Source organism: Lentzea xerophila (genome assembly GCF_051094245.1).
Taxonomy (GTDB): Bacteria; Actinomycetota; Actinomycetes; order Mycobacteriales; family Pseudonocardiaceae; genus Lentzea; species Lentzea xerophila.
Map to the genome: position 1 here is coordinate 5578107 of NZ_CP194934.1, position 15561 is coordinate 5593667.

Consider the following 15561-nt stretch of genomic DNA (forward strand, 5'->3'; position numbering starts at 1 on the left):
TCAGTAGTCCGTGCCGTCATCGGGAATGGTGTAGAAGGGGAAGACGAGGTTGCGGTGGTCGTTGGATTCCTTCACGACGTACTCGACGTCGATGTAGACGAGGGTCTGCCGGTACCTGTCGGGCCGCACGAGCACGTCGACGACGTCGACCCGCGGCTCCCAGCGCAACAGCGACTGCCGGACTTCGGCGGTCAGCGCGGTGACCATCTCGCCGTCGACGTTGCTGAAGACGAAGTCCCGCAGCCTGCATCCGAAGTCCGGCCGCATGGGCCGCTCTCCGGGGTAGGTCTGCAGGACCAGGGCCATGGCCTGCTCGACGCTCTGCTCGCCGCCGACGAGCGCGATCCGCCCGTTGACGTCGACGCCCATCGGAAACGCCCACCTCTTGCCGATGAACCCGCCGGCCGTGCCTGTGCTCACGACTTCCCCTCAGTTCAGCTCGATGGTCGCGCCCTTGATCTTCACCGGACCGTCGCTCTGGATGGTGACGGCACCCTGCGCCTTCACCCCGAAGCTGCTGCCGGCGTCGATCTCGACCGAACCGCCCTCGCCACCCGCGATGTGCACCGCACCACCTCGACCGGCCGCGATGTTGACCTTTCCCCCGTCGCCACAGGTGATGTTGATCGTGCCCTGCTCGCTCTTGCTGCCAGGCGGTCGCGGGGCGCAGGACAGCGTCAGCGTTCCCGCGATCTGGTCGATGACGAGGGCGATGTCATCGCCCGTGGTGCCGAGGGTGATCTTCGAGGTGGTGGGTGGTGAGGTGTCCGGTGGCGGCAGCACGTCGTCCTGGAACACCAACCTGTTGCCCGCCGGGGTCGCGAAGCCCCTGGCGACCACGGAACTGGTCTGCCCGTTCTTCTTCAGCACCTCGGTGCCGAGCTCGAACTTCGAGCGCTGGTTCACGAGACCGCCGACCACGTAGGGCCTCCGCGGATCCCCCTGCTCGAACGCCAGCAGCACCTCGTCCCCGACCTCGGGCAGGAAGATCGCGCCGGACCGGGCACCCGCTCCGAATTGGACGGTGCGAGCCCACCCCGTCTCGTAGTCGGCGGACAGCCACGGCAGAGCGACCTTCACGCGGCGCAACGCGGCGGGATCGGCCGTGTTGGTCACGATGCCGCACACGACCCCGTCGATTCGCGATGCCGGTACCGCACGCCGGCCATCCACCAGTCCCAGCAACGACCTTTCATGTCCTCCCGTGACTTCGAATTCCGTGAAGTAGCCGCCGTCGTCGTCACAGAAGACGTGCCTTGTCGAGGTGATGCGCCAGGTGCCGGCGAACTGGTCCGGTACGCCGCTGATCGTCACGGGTGCACCGGGTAGCAGTGCCGCGTTGCCGAACGACCGGCCCTCGGCCTCGGCGAAGGTGCTGGCGTAGTGCTTCGCGAACGCCTTCGCCGTTCCCTCCGCGGCACGGCTGATCGACGCACCGGTTCCCAGTGGACGCCCGACCACGGCATACGCGTCAGGCCGCGCCACCGGACCGAGGTCCGAGGAGGCCTGGGGCTCGGTGGCGGGTGTGCCGGACCCCGCCGGCCGCAGGCTCGCGGCCACGTCCGCGGGCGTGAACTCGCCGAGCCGAGCCGTGGTGGTGGCGACCGGAGCGGTCTCCACCACCACCTTGCCCTGCTGCGGGTCCCAGACGCGCACCTCGACCTCGGCGGCCAGGTTCGCGCCGGTGATCCGCGGCAGGAACGACAACAGGTCGTTGCGGAAGATCAGTTCCGGAGGAGCGTCAGCGCCCGGCGGGTTCTCCTCCGCCTCACGGAAGTACAGCTCGCCCTCGGCGACGCCGAGGTCGAACCCGATCTCGTCCGCCCGCTCGCGCAGGAACTCCCAGTCCGTCTGCGCGATCTGCCCGATGTGGTCGTGGGTGATGCCCGACTCGTCGATCCGGCCGACCGGGACCCCTGCCGACGACGCGATCTGCCGGACGATGTCGGAGTCGGTGAGGTTGACGAACGTGCGGGTGCGGCGGGCGCGCTGCAACCGATGCGACTTCTCGTACCCGCGGATCACCGTGTACGCCATCGTGTGCGCACAGACCGCTTCCAGCGCTGTGACCTCGCCGTCGATGAGGGTCGCGCCGCGTTCCCCGTCGAGCACGCGGATCGGGCTGCCGATCGTCACACCGAGTTCGGAGAGGATGTCACCGGTCTGGTCGAGGAACGTCAGTTCGACCATGTCCGGCCGATGCAGGTTGTTGTCCACCAACACCTTCAGCAGCATGTCCTGCAACCGGTCGGTCAACGCCGCACGGCCGCGACCGAGCTGCACCTGCGCGCGCACGTTCGCGGTGACGGGTACCTTCGAACCGGCGTTCTCGGGCATGTCAGCGCCCCTTGCCGAACTCGTCGGGGTTGGGGGCGTAGACGGTGCGGCCGGGACGCACGCGCAGCGGGTCGTCGATGCCGTTCGAGTCGGCGAGGTCCCGCCACCGCGCGGGCGTGCCGTACCGGTCCAGCGCGATGCGTTGCAGGTTCTCGCCTTCCAGCACGAGGTGGCTGGAGCGGCCCGGCAGGCCACCGGAGGTGGGGTTGGTGGCCATCGTGCCGTAGAAGCTCGGCTGTTCCTTGAGGGTGACGGACACCTTGGCCTGCAAGGGTTCTCCCATGGCGCTGAACCGCGTGAACGTGGCGTGCACGTGTTCGATGAACCCGTCGTAGGAGATGCCGGTACCTTCCGGGCCCCAGCTCAGCGTCACGAGCGGTTGGTTGTTCACCAGCTTCTGGTAGTAGGCGGTTCGTCCTTGCTTCAGAGCGCCCTGGTACTTCTGCTCCGCGGTGGTGGCGCGCCGGCCTGCCGCGACGCGTGCCCCGAGCGAGCCACCGAGTCCCGCCCAGTTCAGCAGCTGGTCCACCCTCCGCTTGGTGGTCGGGCCGATGAAGATCAGGTTGTCGAGGGTGATCGTCGGTGGGTCCGCCTTGAGGAAACTCCGGATCGTCGCGCCTGCGGGTTTCGCCCCGGTCATCATCGAGTTGCCGTGTGAACGGCTCTCGCACCGTCTGCTCACCTGCATGGTCTGAGGGTTGAAGTCGAACGTCACGGTCCCGGTGTTGTCGCCGTCGACGCACAGGATCTCGGCCGGCCACTGCGTGGCGAGCGATTTGTAGTCGCCTCCCGGCTCGGTCGCCGGGGCGACGCCACCACCCGGTGGCAGTGAGGGTGTCGTCATCGTCGCTCCTACAGGAATCCTTCGTGCGCCAGGCGCAGCGTCTCGATCGCGAAGTCGGTGCCGTTGGCGGAAAGCTCCGGTCCCTGCCACTCCTGCGGATAGACACCGCGCAGGGTCCACCTGGCCACCACCGTCTTGGCGGTGTTGTCGAACAGGTCGATCTGAGCGGTACCGCCCCGGTAGGTCTGGTCGCCCTGCAACCACACCCGCACGGACTGGCGCAACCACTGCTGCACCACGGCCGACTGGTCCTTCTCCATCACCCGCCGCAGCGTGATGGAGGAGTACTTCAGCGCCTTCGGCAACAACCTCACGGAGTCGTAGAGACCACCGCTGGCGACCGCCTCGCTCTCGAACGTCACGCCGAGACCCGAGCACCCGGCCCAGTTGCCGAGGCTGATGCCGTCCACGGTCACCTCGAACCGCATCGCCATGCCCAGGGTCGGCTTGATGCCGAGCAACTGGTTCGCCATGTCACTCCTCCTCTGGATGGCGTTCAGGACTTGCGCTGGTCACCGAGGAATCCCTCGTGGACGAGCTCCAGCGTCTCCAGCGCGACGCCGCTGCCGGAAGCCTGGAAACCGACGATCGACCACCGGCACGGGATGATGTGGTTGAGCTCCCACGTGACGAGCGGCTCGGACGAGCCGCTGTGCGGATCGAGCAACGCGACCGAGCCGCTGAACCCCGCCGTGTCGAACGACGTGGCCGTCAGCCAGTGCTTCACCACGTCCGACTCGGCGCAGGCCGCGCGTTCGAGCTTCACGTTCGAGTAGCGGGTCCTGCCCGGCAGGTACCAGCGGTGGTTGCCCGCGTCTCCCGCCCGGTACTCGGCCAGGTCCCACTGCACCGACAGACCGTCCACCTTGGCCCACATCCCGAGGTCGTACTGGCGGGACGCCGCGTCGATGACGACGTTGAACTGGTTGAGGACGGCCGCACGAGCCTTCTCGGTGCCGGCGTACTGCTTCGTCATACCCGCGTCACCGCCCGTCCGCCAGCCTGCCCGCCCGCTCGCGGTCGAGGATCAGCTCGTGCCGCAACCGGGACCGCAGGCGTGAGTACATGCGCTCGGCGAGCGCGTTGACCGCCTTGTCGTCGAGCGAGTCCACCGCCAGGTCGTCGCGCGCCGGCGGTCCCGCAGGCCGCTCCTGCACCGGCAGCGGGCCGGGGCCGGCGACTGCGGTCCCCACCGCGGAACCTGGACCGGCACCCCTGGTTCCTTCCACCTGGTCGCGCAGCTCGGCGAGTTGCCGCTGCAGCTCTGCCAGCTCGACCGAACGTTCCTGGTGGTCCGATCCGAGGTACTGCTCGTCCTCGTCGATCTGGTCGGCTCCGAAGCGCCTGTTCACCATCGTCTCGAGCAACAGATTCAGTTCTCCCTGGAAGTCCGCCTCGGTGTCCATCCGGCGCGGGTCGCCGATCTCGTCGATCCGGCGACGCAGGTCCTCCGCGGTCGCGCCTCGCGATGGCGACGGCGTCGTGAGCGGGACCAGCGGCACACTCGGCGCGGACCGCCGCAAGTCGGTGAGCACGTGAGCGGGGTACGCCAACGCTGGCGCAGCCGGGACGATCCCGGCCGGTGACGTCAGACCGGACATGTCCACTCCTGGTCTCGACGCCTCCGGCTGCGGGGAGCTCCGCAGGACGGTGGGCAGTGCCGTGACGACCGGTGCCTGCGAGGGGACGTCCAGCCCGAGTCGCTCCCGCCAGTCAGCGGGCAGGGCTGCCCGAGCCGGCTGCGCCGGCCGCACCGGGGCCGTGTCCAGACCGAGCCACGCCCGCCATCCGGCGGGTGGCGCCGCCTGCGGTGCGGGCATCGCCAGCGCAACGCCGGTTCCCGGTAGCTCACGCGCGCCGGCAGCCGGCGCGTCCGGTGTGGACGGTCGGCTGTCTCCTGCGGACGGTTCGTCCAGACCAAGCCATCTCCGCCACCCGGCGGGCGGCGCCGATGACGTCACACCCGCCGTCGCACCGGTGCCACCGCTCGGCGGCTCCGGAGAACTCGACACCGCAGGGGTGCCGGACGGCACCTGCCCGCCCGCGCGCTGCGCCAGCGCGGGGTCGGCTCGGGGACGCCAGTCGCGCACGACGGACAGCGGCGCGGGGGAAGCCGCGCTTCCACCCGACTTGCGCACCACGCTCCGGACCGCGGCGTTCTCCAGCCTGGACTTGCGTTCGTGGTAGCCCGCGCCGAGGAACTCCTCCTCGTCCGCCTCGTCCAGCAAAAGCCCGTAACGCCGGTACTGCATCACCGCGAGTGCCAGGCGCAGCTCGCCCTCGTAGTCGTCGGCGGTCTCCATTTGCCGCAGGGCGCCGATTTCGTCACGCTCCCTGGCGAAGTCCACATCGGACGCGGCGAGCTCGGCCAGCTGCCGCCCGCCGGCCTCACGCTGGTGGAGCTCGTGCGCCGCTCTCGCCCTGGCGCGCAGCGCCGCGTCCGGAACGACCAGCTTGGTCAGTCCCGACGACGGGATCTCGGCTGCCCGGTTGTGCCGTTCGAGCTCTTCCTGCTCGAAGTCCTCGTAGGTCTTCTGCGGCGCGCGGTCACCGAAAGCGAACTGGACACGCTCGCCGGTCAGAGGCCGAAGCGGCACGACCTCACGCCGGAGAGGAGCATCATGCGGAGCTGAGACCTGGGCGGTGTCGTAACGCAGCTCCGCGGCCCTGGCCTCTTCCTCCCACCGGTGGATGTCACCGTCGGTATCCGCGGACACCGACGGTGCGTGCGCCTGTTGCACCACGTGCGTCAGCTCGTGAGCCAGTAGTGCACGTGCCGCCGGCAGCGTGAGGTCACCCACTTCGGACGGCAGGTACACCTCACCGCCCCTGGTGAAGGCGCGGGCGCCGTACCGCTTCGCGACGACCGACACCTCCGGTCCTCTGTGGATCACCACGTGTGAGAGGTCGACACCGTGACGCCGTCGGAAGTCCTCGACGATGTCGGGTGGCACCACGTCGCCCTGCCCGGCGTCGCCGGACCTCCAGGGCCTCTCGCCCCGTTGTGGCGGAGTGGCAGCGTCGTCCTCGGACTGGTTCGCACCCCCGCCGTCCGGCCGGGAGGGATGGGACAGGTCTGCCGTTGCCGAAGCCGAACGGCGCACACGTACCCGTTCCTCCTCACGGGCCGGGGTGAGGTCGACGCGGGGGCGGTGGGTCATGGGCTCACGACCGGCTGTCCCTCGGGAGGGGCGCAGCACCGGAAGTGTGAGAACGCTTCGCGCCGGGATCCGCACGTGCTCGGGTACCGGCGCCGCGCGGTAGAAGGCGCCCACAGGTCCATCGGTGGGTGCCGAAGCGGGAACACCGGCGGCCACCGGTTGCCCGGCTGCCGGCTCGGCGAGGTGTGCGACGGTGTCCCCGCCACCGTCGAACAGGTCCTCCTCGTCGGCACCTTCCTCGTCGAACGGCGGCACGAAAGGGGTGCCACCAGGGCGCGACATGGGTTGTCCCAGGCCAACACGCCTGCGCCGCATCGTCTCGGGCCGGGTGACGTCCGTGCGCACGGCCGGTGCCTGAGGTTGCCACGAATCGAGCACCACCGGGGCCGCGTCCGACTCGTACAGCTCCCTGGACACACGGGGAAAGTCGTCGCCGTCCTCCTCGATCTCGTCCACGAACGGGGCAAGCCACTCCGGGACACCGGTCAGGTCCCGCACCTTGCGATAGACGGTGCGCGGCTCACCGACGTAGGCGGCGGCGGCGTGGGAGAGCACGGGATGCTCGGCCACGTTCTCGATCACGGCCGCACGCCGCAGCGGACGCTCCGGTAGCGTCTCCGGCGGAACCTCGGGTTCCGCCCAGCTCTTCTCGTCGTCCACTTGCGACACAGCCGGATCCGTGAGGGCGCCCAGCGGTCGCACAAGTCCCTCGATCACACCGCGCGGCGCCTTCTCCCTCGGAGCCTGAACGTGCCGCAGGGGCAACGGAGTCCGCAGCACAGTCACCATCGGACGGTTCAGCAGGCGGAACGGAGCCGTCGCGGGCGACAACACCGGCAGCACCCGCCAGGTGGGGTAGGCGGGCACCGGTCGTGGCGTCACCGCACGCCGTGCCGGACTCTTCTTCCCGCGCTTGCGCGACCACGGCCACCGCATGCCCTACCTCCCCTCTTCGTCCGTGCCGTTGATCTTCCGGTGTATGCCGTTCAGCTCCTTGATCACCTGAACGCGTGCCGGGTGCTCGAGTTCGAGGATGGCGTCGAGTGGCCAGTGCAGGTAGTACGCGACGTACACGGCCTCTTCCCACAGCCGCTCGGCCGTGTACGTCAAGATCCCCCCGACGCATCACCGGACAGGTCCACCGCGAACTCGTGACCGCATGACGGGCAGGCGACGGCCGCCTCCGCGTGCCCCTCGGCGTTGATCCGCCGGTAGAGGTCCTGGAGGAACGAGAGGTCGGAGGCGAACATCCGCTCGATGACCTCTTCGTCGACGCTGTCCAGGCTGCCGAGTCGCACCACAGTGCGTTGCAGCAGCAGAACGCTGAGGTACGCGGGATTCTGCCGCACCCTGGGGTCGCCCTGCGGTGTCAGCTCGTCGCGAGCCGTGGCGAGCCGCATGACGCCCTCGCGGTGGACACGTCCATCCTTGTCGACGTATCCCCTGGGTAGAACGAACGGGAACTCGGTACGCAGGTTCGGCACCGGGCTGGGCTGTGAACCCGTCACGACAACGGCTGCCTGGTGATTTCTTCACACACAATGGTGATGCTCTCCATCAGCACCTCGCTCGCGCCCGCACGCATGCCGTTGACCTCGAGCTTCGACGGCCATGCCTCGTGCAGCAGGTACTCCGCCACCTTGTCACCCGCCGCGTCCCACATCTCCAGCACGACGTCGCAGCGAGCACCCTTCATGTTGCCCTTCAGGACCATGTCGTGCCAGGTCCAGATCGCGAGGTTGCGTGTCTTACCCCGCTTGAGGGTGACCGTCGGCGGCTTGCCCTTGCCCGGCAACTTCTGGAACTGGAGCCCTTGGGAGCCTGCCGACGCCACGTAGTCGACTGCCTCGACCTCGGTCGTGATGCCCGCCAGCTCGCTGAACATCCCGATTTGCGGCACCGCCGGCACGCTGAGCGTGAACCGGTTCGCGGTGATCGCCCGCTCTTCGCCGGCGACACCCTGCGCGGTAGCCGCGGCCATCATTGCCCAAGACGACATTGATTCTACCTCCTGTTAGATCTCAAGAGCGCCGTTATTCCTGGACGCCGGATCCTTCGCTGTACTGCGAAATCCGGAAGACCACGAACTCCGCGGGCTTCACCGGTGCGATACCGATCTCGACGTTGAGGTAGCCCTGGTCCCTCGACTCCGGCGGGTTGTTCTCCGCGTCGCACTTGACGTAGAACGACTCCTCCGGAGTCGAGCCGAACAGCGCACCGGATCGCCACACCGTCCGCAGGAACACGTTGATCGTTCGGCGCACCGCGTCCCAGAGCTTCTGGTCGTTGGGCTCGAACACGACCCAGTTCGTGCCGAGCAGGATCGACTCCTCGATGTAGTTGAAGAGCCTGCGCACGTTGAGGTAGCGCCATTCCGGGTCGCTGGTGAGCGTGCGCGCGCCCCACACCCTGATGCCCTGTCCGGGAAACGCCCTGATGCAGTTCACCGCGATGGGGTTGAGCTGGTCCTGCTCGCCTCTGGTGATGTTGCGCTCCAACGAGATCACCCCGCGAAGGACCTCGTTAGCGGGCGCCTTGTGCACGCCCCGCTCGGCGTCGTTGCGCCCCCACACCCCCGCCATGTACCCGCTGGGCGGAGCGAGAATCGGCTTGCCGCTCGCCGGGTCCATGATCTTGATCCACGGCCAGTACAGCGCCGCGTACTTGGAGTCGTAGCCCGCGGTCTCCTGCCGCCACGTCTTGATCTGCTGTGCGTTCAAGCCCGGCGGCGGGTCGAGCACGGCCATCCGGTCGCCCATCAGTTCGCAGTGCGCGATCATGGCCAGTTGCACGGCCTTCAGGCCGTCGTCGTCGATCGCGCCTTGCTGGTACGCCGCCATCAGGTCCGGCACGCAGAGCATGGTGACCTCGTCGATGGCCTCGAGGCCGGCGAATCCCGTGCGGTCGGAGACATCGCCGACGTACTCGTCAGCGCTGACCACGGCGTCGGTGGTGTTCTCCTCCGCGGGGCTCAGGCTCAGGGTGCCCGTGTCCGGCCGCTTGGCCAGCGGCGACCACTTGGTCTCCTCCAAGGAGATGAGCTTCGACTTCTCCTGCACCGCGGTGACGACGTTGTTGGTACCGCGGTGCAGGCTGACGTTGTCGTAGGTCTCCTTGACGCGGCCGTCCTTCTTGACGAGGAGCTTGAAGTTGTCCTCACCGGGGTCCGACGCCTGCGCCACCTCGACGGTGATCTCGCCGGCCCTGCCGGGGGCCTCGATCGCCTTGATCCGCAGTGCCGCCTTGACCTCGTCGCTGCCCGTCCCGTCACCCGCGGTCAGCTCGGCCGTCGCCGAAGGAAGCTCGCGCTGGGCGAGGTCGGACCCGATCCGCACGACGTAGGCGGAGCCTCCGCCGTTGAGGAAGTACCCGTACACGGAGTGCGCCAGGTAGGAGCCCTCGATGAAGCCACCGAACTCCTGCGTGAACTGCGTCCAGTTGGTGACGAGCGTGGGCTCGTGGAACGAGCCCTTCTCGGCGAGACCGACGAACGCGGCCACCGCGGTGCCGACGCCCTGGATGGGCTTCGACCCCGAGGAGACCTCCTCGACGTACACACCGGGAGACAGGTAGTTCGGCATCGCAACTCCCACGATTCTGAAGATTGGCAAGTCCAGGATGCGTCCGGCCCGACATCGCTCGCCCGCACTGCGGGGCGCTGGGAAGGGCACCCGCCGTGCCCGAACGGGCATCGGCAGAAGTCGCCGTGAGTGCTTGTGGTCGCCTGGTGACCGCGGGCACTCACGGCTGCGGCGTCTCGTCGGTCCCGGCGCCGGCCTGGATCCGCCGGACCCTGCGGCGCCACACCCCTGCTGGCGACGTCGCGTCGAGTGACTCCAGCGGCGCGGCATCGCCGTCGCGCCCGGACACCGAGAGCACCACCGACTCCGGCGCACGTGCGAGCTCGGGCTCGTCCGCGAGTGGCGGGCGTGCCAGTACGTCGAGCAGGACGCAACCGCGAACGCGCACACCCCACGACGCCCACACCCAGCTGTAGCGCGATCCAGCACCCGCTGCGAACCTGATGCGCACACCGCGTTCACGCACCGAGCCCACGAGTGCCTCGCCGGGCACGTGCTCGGGAAAGGCCACCAGCAAGGTCCCGAGCGTGCGATGTTCCTCGGCGCGGTCCACGCCCCACACCGACAGCAGGTAGGTGAAGGCGAACTGCGGGCGGTCAGCCTGTCTGGCGACGACGGTGCCGTCGCGGTCGCGACGTTCGACCCACGGCTGCGCGGAGACACCGTCGGCGTCCTCGCAGACGTCCAGCAGTGCGGCGCTCACCAGCGGACTACCAGGAGCATCGACCTCCCAGGAGGACTGCGGCGCATCGAAGGTGACCGCGGTGCCTTCCGGCAGGGCGGTCACCATCAGCCCGGCGAGCGTCGCGTCGACGTCGTGGATCACTCGATCATCATGAGACGGGCACGGCAGCGCCGCCGTGCCCGGGAAGGCGTCTGGGAGGGCAGAGGTTTCACAGCAGCCCCGCACGCATGGCATAGGCCACGGCGTGCGTGCGGTTTCGCAACTGGAACCTGTTGGTGACGTCTCGCAACACGTTCTTGATCGTGCGCTCCGAGTAGTTCAGCTCGTCGGCGATCTCCCTCGTGTCAAGGCCGTTCGCCACCAGTCGCAGCACGTGCACCTCACGCTCCCGCAATCCGGCTCCCACGGTGCGCGGGTCCTCCTGGGTGCGCTGCAGCCGCGACACCTGTGCGAGGAAACGCGACAGCAGGTCGGGAGGCAGGGCGGCCTGACCCCGGTGCGCCTGGTGCACGATCCTCGCGAGCTTCGCCTGACCGGCGTCCTGCCACCAGACCAGCGAGCACACTCCGAGCTCCACCGCGGTCAGCATGTCCGTGTCGGCGAGCTCGTTGACCACCAGCACGGTCCGCCGCACCTCCTGCGCCCACAGTTCACGCAGCACAGCGACGAGCCGGTCGTCCAGCTGGTGGCCCACCACCACCCCGACGAGATCGCTTTCGCCGGGCGAGTCCACGAGGTGGATGCCCTCCTCGTACCGCAGGGCGGCCCGCACCCCCAGCACCGACAGCTCATCCGCGCCCTTGACCAGCACCGCAACCCGACGCACAACCGCTCCTCGTCCGGGACCTACGTCCTCACTCCGACCAGTCCCATTCGACACCTCACGGCAGTGGTCCAGACCCGCCAACCGGTGCTGACGTGGACGGTTCCGGCAAGCCGTTCGGACTGTCCGACCGGAACGAGCAGGTGTCCGATCAGCCCATGAGGACGGTTCCGGCCGCCTGCACCGTGCCGACCGGCAGCGGGACGGGGTCGTTGCACGTCTGGGCCGCGTCTCCGGCCCTGGCAGCCGGTTTGCCACCGATGAGGACCCGGCTCGGCGTGGGCAGGATCTCGGCCCGGTTGGTGGGCTGGTTCTGGAACTGGCCGCTCGGTGCGACGTGCACCGGAGTGTTCTGCGCGGTGCTGCCCGAGGTGGCGGCGGGCTTGCCCTCGATCAGCACCGTCGCGCAACAGCCGTCGTTGATCACGCCGGTGAACGGGAACACCATCGGAGTCGGTACGGGACCGCCGGGAGACGGCACCATCACGACATGGGTGTCCTGTCCCGTCACCTGATCACCGAGCTTGGCCGCAGGACTTCCCATCACGACTCCTTCCCCGCATGGTCGACGGTAAGCCGGACATCACGCGCCCTGACGACCGTTCGCGCATCGTTCGGTACAGACCCGCCGTCACGCCGGGCGATCCGCGGCCTCCGGCGCGTCCACATCGGAGCCGGTCGTGGCTTCGAGCCGCGTGAAGAGCTCCGCCTCGTCCAGCCATCCGTCGACCTTGCGCGACGCGGCTCGCAGTTTCGTCACCACGAACGCGCCGAACCCTGCCGTACCCAGCGCCGCAGCCCAGATCACTCCCACCACGACCACCTCCTGGCCTGCTGACCCCGTCTCAATAGGGGCCTTATGCGCGCGACCGGCCCCTGTGCTCACTGTTCACCCGATCGGCGGAATCGAGTCGTGACTCACGAGATAGCGCGCTGTGGCGAGCACGAAGCTGACGAGATCGCGTCGCGGGCCACCGCCGGACCTCAGCCGCTGCAGCGTCATGGCGAACGCCCTGGCCGCGAGATCGCGGGCCTCGTCCTCCGTGTTCGTGAGCTGTCTGACGAACCGCTCGACATCAGGGAGGTGGCGACGACGCAACTCGTCGAACGCGGTCAGCCGGCCCGCCCGGACCGCGTTCAGCAACTCCTCGTCACCGTCCGCACCAGAAGGCCATCGGGGTCCGGGGGAAGGAACCACAGCCGACCTCCCGCGACGACTCGATCTCGGCACGCTAGCAACGATTCCGCCGTCGAACCGTCCACACGGGACCCGTTCACCCGACCGTGCGCCCACGTCCGCGGACGGTCGATCGAGTTCAGCGCAACCTGCTGTGGCGCACGTCGAGATCGACCACGCTCGCCGTGAGCTCCTCGATGTCCTGCCACAGTGAGTCGGCGAAGTCGGCCGCCCACTCGTCCACCTGTTCCAGGCACCCCAGCGTGTAGTCCGCCCACCCGACCAGGCGCGGCACGGTCCACTGCGGACCGTTCGCCGTGGTCGCTCCGGCGAGCAGCACCGACAGGCTCTCCAGCGCGACGTCGAGCACGTCGGTCACGGCCTCCCTGTCCTCGAGCGCCTCCTGCCACTCCGCCTCGGTCCCGCTCCGCACGGCGGGCCAGCGGTTCCAGATGCCCACCGCGGTGTGCAGCGTCGTTTGGAAACGCGAGAGGTCCTCGATGGACGCGGCGATGATCGGCACGTGGCTCAGGGGTTCCAGCGCCAGGTAGAGCTCATCTATGTGCTCGCCGACCTCGGTGACGTCGAGTTCTGTCAACCCCGTCCACGTCTCTCCGGCGTCGGTTCGCACGTGGACGTCGTGACCGCTGCGGGCCCATGAGGCCCGAACACGGTCGATCTCCGCCTCGAAGTCGAGGAAGAGTCCCTCCACCCTGCTCACCCCGAGCCTGCTGGTCAACGGGGCCAGCAGGAGTGACTGCGCGCGAACTTCCGCCCTGATCCTGGCGAGCAGCGACCGTTGCCCCTCGAGCACCGCGACGAGTTCCGGCCACGCGCCCGGCGGCACACCCGCACCGCCGTACCGCAGCGAGAGCTGCCTGCGCGTCCGCTCGAAGGAGCGCATGAGGTCGGCGAGCACTCCTCCGTCCAGTTCGACCGGGAGGTCGGCGAACACGTCCGCCTGGGACTCGATCTCGTTCTTCGGCACCTCGCTACGGTGCGGGGTCGGATCACCACGGTTCGTGCCCGTCCGGGCAGTCACCGGGTCACTGCGGCACATCCCGCCGAGTGCACATCAGGACGTGGCCCGGCACGGTCTGCGGGCGTGACCCTGCTCCACACCGGTTCGCACCACTGTCCCAGGGGGAAGCATGAAACTCGACGATGGCCTCCTCATCGCCGAAATCGATCGGGGCGCCCTGCGCCGCCGGGTTCAGGAGTTCAACAGCGGACCCACCGTCCCGTCCGGAACGCTGCTGAACGACATCGAGGCGTGGACCAGCAGGCAGGCCGACGCGATCGCCGCTCTGCCAAGAGCGGTCTACTACGCACAACAGGTCGAGCACGCGCTCGACGCCCAGGTCAGGAACGTGTTCGCGGTTGCCGGGCACGCCGATGCCATCGCGTTCGCGGACTACGCCCGCGCGCGGTTCGGGCTGCCCGAGCTGCTGCAGGGCCTGTCGGACCTGCTCCACATGTTCGACACGGTGCTCGCCCCACTGTCCGGAATGGACCAGGTGGTGATCCTCCGCGCGAGGTTCGCCGGAGTGCACGAGGTCGTGTCGCACTACGGCGAACTGTGGACGCTGCTGGTCGACGGTTCACTCAGCGCCGACGCGGTGAACGGCGTGCTGGCGCAGGAGCTCGAGTCTCCGCCCGGAGCCAGCGTGGCCGCCATCGCCGAGCGCCTGGGCTGGATCTGGCGGGAGCTGTCGGCTCTGGTCCGCGAAGCGGCCGTGGAGATGCACGACCTCGCGGTGTGGCTGGGCAAGCGGGCGGACGGCTACCCCTCGCTGCTCAAGCAGATCGACCGGTGCCGCCAGGCGGACCTCATGCCGCGGCGGTCACGCACCTACAGTGTGCTGCGGCCTTTCTGACCGGACGCGGTGGAAGGCGGAAGAGGCAGTCGCGTCTGCCCTTCCCGTTGCCCCCTGCTCCGGGGATGCCACCCGCGCCGGTGGCATGGTCGATCTGGAAGCGCCCTTTCGCGCGCACCCGGTCAGGGACCTGAAGGAGCCGGCGCATGTCCACCTCAACCGACCACCTGTCCCTGTTCATGGCGCAGATCCAGGCGTCCAGAGACGAGGCGTACTCCTGGTTCCTGGTGTTGTGCGCCACGGCGCAGAGAGCCGCGGAGGCTTCTCCTGACCTGTCCTGGGGCACCTTCACCGAGGCACTCTCCCTGCAGGTCCAGGACGGGGTTCTGAGCCCGGACCAGGCAGCCCGGTTCCGCGACTTCGCCGTCGGGTACCAGGTAGACCGGGAGCTGCCCGCGGATCTCGCGACGACCTCACCAGATCAGCTGCTCGCCGCGTACGACACGTTCACCTCTCCGACCGGCCAGTCCTACAACGAGGACGACTTCATCCGTCTCGTCCAGCGCGTCGGGGCGGACTGGGACCGCGACGGGGCGTCGTGGGTGGGATTTCGCACCTACCTGCTCAACGAGGCCAACGACCTCGGACTCTCCGTTCCGGTGAGGCACCTGCTGGAGATCCTCGACCAGGCCTCGGACCAGACGCGCGAGGAGATCTTCCTCGCCTACGGTGTCCAGTTCCCACCACGGCGCGTGCACCGCCCGGCCGTCCCGGCGCCGAAGACCACCCAGGCCGCGAGCCCGCGTCGCGGAGGACTGGACGTGCTGGCGACGTGGCAGGCCGAGGTGCTCGAGGTGCAGTACGAGCTCTCCGAGTTCATCGCCGCGATCCCGGTTCCCGGTCTGGAGTTCTTCGTCCACGGGGTCATCGGGCTGACCGGTGGGCACGATCAGCACAAGCGGGTCAGCGCCGAACTGGCTCGGGACATGACCCGGTGGGGCACCTTGTTCGCGGGTGCCCGGATGAACGGGGAACACGCGGTCCGCCGAGTCTGGGACGAAGCGGAGCGCATCACCCGCAAGTACTTCGAGGAGAACTCCAAACCGGCGAGGATTCTGCGGGGGCGCTGACCATCC

18 protein-coding genes are annotated in these 15561 nt (G+C 68.8%); 2 read left to right on the forward strand and 16 right to left on the reverse strand.

Annotation, left to right across the window (positions count from 1 at the left end):
- The 16 genes from ACRSBM_RS26660 to ACRSBM_RS26735 all read right to left on the reverse strand — a co-directional run bounded on the left by ACRSBM_RS26660 (position 1) and on the right by ACRSBM_RS26735 (position 13596).
- Positions 1-420 (reverse strand): GPW/gp25 family protein, encoded by a 420-nt coding sequence (locus ACRSBM_RS26660; RefSeq protein ID WP_434447162.1) that lies wholly within the window; start codon positions 418-420, stop codon positions 1-3.
- A gap of 9 nt (positions 421-429) precedes the next feature.
- Positions 430-2337 carry a phage baseplate assembly protein V gene (locus ACRSBM_RS26665; RefSeq protein ID WP_434447164.1) on the reverse strand — a complete coding sequence of 636 codons (1908 nt, stop codon included), beginning with the start codon at positions 2335-2337 and terminating at the stop codon, positions 430-432.
- Between the two features lies 1 nt (position 2338).
- Positions 2339-3181 (reverse strand): hypothetical protein, encoded by an 843-nt coding sequence (locus ACRSBM_RS26670; protein ID WP_434447166.1) that lies wholly within the window; start codon positions 3179-3181, stop codon positions 2339-2341.
- Between the two features lie 8 nt (positions 3182-3189).
- Complete coding sequence (locus tag ACRSBM_RS26675) at positions 3190-3654, reverse strand: phage tail protein (RefSeq protein ID WP_434447168.1); 465 nt, start codon at positions 3652-3654, stop codon at positions 3190-3192.
- Between the two features lie 23 nt (positions 3655-3677).
- A complete protein-coding gene (locus ACRSBM_RS26680) occupies positions 3678-4157 on the reverse strand; it encodes a phage tail protein (protein ID WP_434447170.1) in 480 nt (159 codons plus the stop codon).
- 7 nt (positions 4158-4164) lie between these two features.
- Positions 4165-7278 (reverse strand): eCIS core domain-containing protein, encoded by a 3114-nt coding sequence (locus ACRSBM_RS26685; protein ID WP_434447172.1) that lies wholly within the window; start codon positions 7276-7278, stop codon positions 4165-4167.
- 3 nt (positions 7279-7281) lie between these two features.
- Positions 7282-7452 carry a hypothetical protein gene (locus tag ACRSBM_RS26690; protein ID WP_434447174.1) on the reverse strand — a complete coding sequence of 57 codons (171 nt, stop codon included), beginning with the start codon at positions 7450-7452 and terminating at the stop codon, positions 7282-7284.
- Positions 7449-7850, reverse strand: a complete 402-nt coding sequence (locus tag ACRSBM_RS26695; protein WP_434447176.1) for a phage tail assembly protein — start codon at positions 7848-7850, stop codon at positions 7449-7451. Before ACRSBM_RS26695 ends, ACRSBM_RS26690 begins: the two co-directional genes overlap by 4 nt.
- Positions 7847-8341, reverse strand: a complete 495-nt coding sequence (locus ACRSBM_RS26700) for a phage tail protein (RefSeq protein ID WP_434447178.1) — start codon at positions 8339-8341, stop codon at positions 7847-7849. The genes ACRSBM_RS26695 and ACRSBM_RS26700 overlap by 4 nt, the downstream gene beginning before the upstream one ends.
- Before the next feature lie 34 nt (positions 8342-8375).
- Positions 8376-9923 carry a phage tail sheath family protein gene (locus ACRSBM_RS26705; RefSeq protein ID WP_434447180.1) on the reverse strand — a complete coding sequence of 516 codons (1548 nt, stop codon included), beginning with the start codon at positions 9921-9923 and terminating at the stop codon, positions 8376-8378.
- 160 nt (positions 9924-10083) lie between these two features.
- Positions 10084-10749 carry a Pvc16 family protein gene (locus ACRSBM_RS26710; protein WP_434447182.1) on the reverse strand — a complete coding sequence of 222 codons (666 nt, stop codon included), beginning with the start codon at positions 10747-10749 and terminating at the stop codon, positions 10084-10086.
- Positions 10750-10816: 67 nt separating this feature from the next.
- Positions 10817-11434, reverse strand: a complete 618-nt coding sequence (locus ACRSBM_RS26715) for a helix-turn-helix transcriptional regulator (RefSeq protein ID WP_434447184.1) — start codon at positions 11432-11434, stop codon at positions 10817-10819.
- Between the two features lie 148 nt (positions 11435-11582).
- Positions 11583-11975, reverse strand: a complete 393-nt coding sequence (locus ACRSBM_RS26720; protein WP_434447186.1) for a PAAR domain-containing protein — start codon at positions 11973-11975, stop codon at positions 11583-11585.
- Between the two features lie 87 nt (positions 11976-12062).
- Positions 12063-12245 (reverse strand): hypothetical protein, encoded by a 183-nt coding sequence (locus ACRSBM_RS26725; protein ID WP_434447188.1) that lies wholly within the window; start codon positions 12243-12245, stop codon positions 12063-12065.
- Between the two features lie 75 nt (positions 12246-12320).
- Positions 12321-12575 (reverse strand): hypothetical protein, encoded by a 255-nt coding sequence (locus ACRSBM_RS26730; RefSeq protein ID WP_434447190.1) that lies wholly within the window; start codon positions 12573-12575, stop codon positions 12321-12323.
- Positions 12576-12747: 172 nt separating this feature from the next.
- Positions 12748-13596, reverse strand: coding sequence for a hypothetical protein (locus ACRSBM_RS26735; RefSeq protein WP_434447192.1), 849 nt, complete (start codon positions 13594-13596; stop codon positions 12748-12750).
- Positions 13597-13759: 163 nt separating this feature from the next.
- Between ACRSBM_RS26735 and ACRSBM_RS26740 the strand changes: the two genes are divergently transcribed.
- Together ACRSBM_RS26740 and ACRSBM_RS26745 are read left to right on the forward strand one after the other, a co-directional pair.
- Positions 13760-14485, forward strand: coding sequence for a hypothetical protein (locus ACRSBM_RS26740; RefSeq protein WP_434447194.1), 726 nt, complete (start codon positions 13760-13762; stop codon positions 14483-14485).
- A 146-nt stretch (positions 14486-14631) separates the two neighbouring features.
- On the forward strand, positions 14632-15555 hold the full coding sequence (locus ACRSBM_RS26745) for a hypothetical protein (RefSeq protein ID WP_434447195.1): 924 nt from the start codon (positions 14632-14634) through the stop codon (positions 15553-15555).
- The last annotated feature ends 6 nt before the right edge of the window (positions 15556-15561 follow it).

Excerpts from the sequence above, each read along its gene's own strand:
- ACRSBM_RS26665 (WP_434447164.1), bottom strand. The coding sequence starts at position 2,337 with ATGCCCGAGAACGCCGGTTCGAAGGTACCCGTCACCGCGAACGTGCGC.
- ACRSBM_RS26670 (WP_434447166.1), bottom strand. The coding sequence starts at position 3,181 with ATGACGACACCCTCACTGCCACCGGGTGGTGGCGTCGCCCCGGCGACC.
- ACRSBM_RS26675 (WP_434447168.1), bottom strand. The coding sequence starts at position 3,654 with ATGGCGAACCAGTTGCTCGGCATCAAGCCGACCCTGGGCATGGCGATG.
- ACRSBM_RS26680 (WP_434447170.1), bottom strand. The coding sequence starts at position 4,157 with ATGACGAAGCAGTACGCCGGCACCGAGAAGGCTCGTGCGGCCGTCCTC.
- ACRSBM_RS26685 (WP_434447172.1), bottom strand. The coding sequence starts at position 7,278 with ATGCGGTGGCCGTGGTCGCGCAAGCGCGGGAAGAAGAGTCCGGCACGG.
- ACRSBM_RS26700 (WP_434447178.1), bottom strand. The coding sequence starts at position 8,341 with ATGTCGTCTTGGGCAATGATGGCCGCGGCTACCGCGCAGGGTGTCGCC.
- ACRSBM_RS26705 (WP_434447180.1), bottom strand. The coding sequence starts at position 9,923 with ATGCCGAACTACCTGTCTCCCGGTGTGTACGTCGAGGAGGTCTCCTCG.
- ACRSBM_RS26720 (WP_434447186.1), bottom strand. The coding sequence starts at position 11,975 with ATGGGAAGTCCTGCGGCCAAGCTCGGTGATCAGGTGACGGGACAGGAC.
- ACRSBM_RS26740 (WP_434447194.1), top strand. The coding sequence starts at position 13,760 with ATGAAACTCGACGATGGCCTCCTCATCGCCGAAATCGATCGGGGCGCC.
- ACRSBM_RS26745 (WP_434447195.1), top strand. The coding sequence starts at position 14,632 with ATGTCCACCTCAACCGACCACCTGTCCCTGTTCATGGCGCAGATCCAG.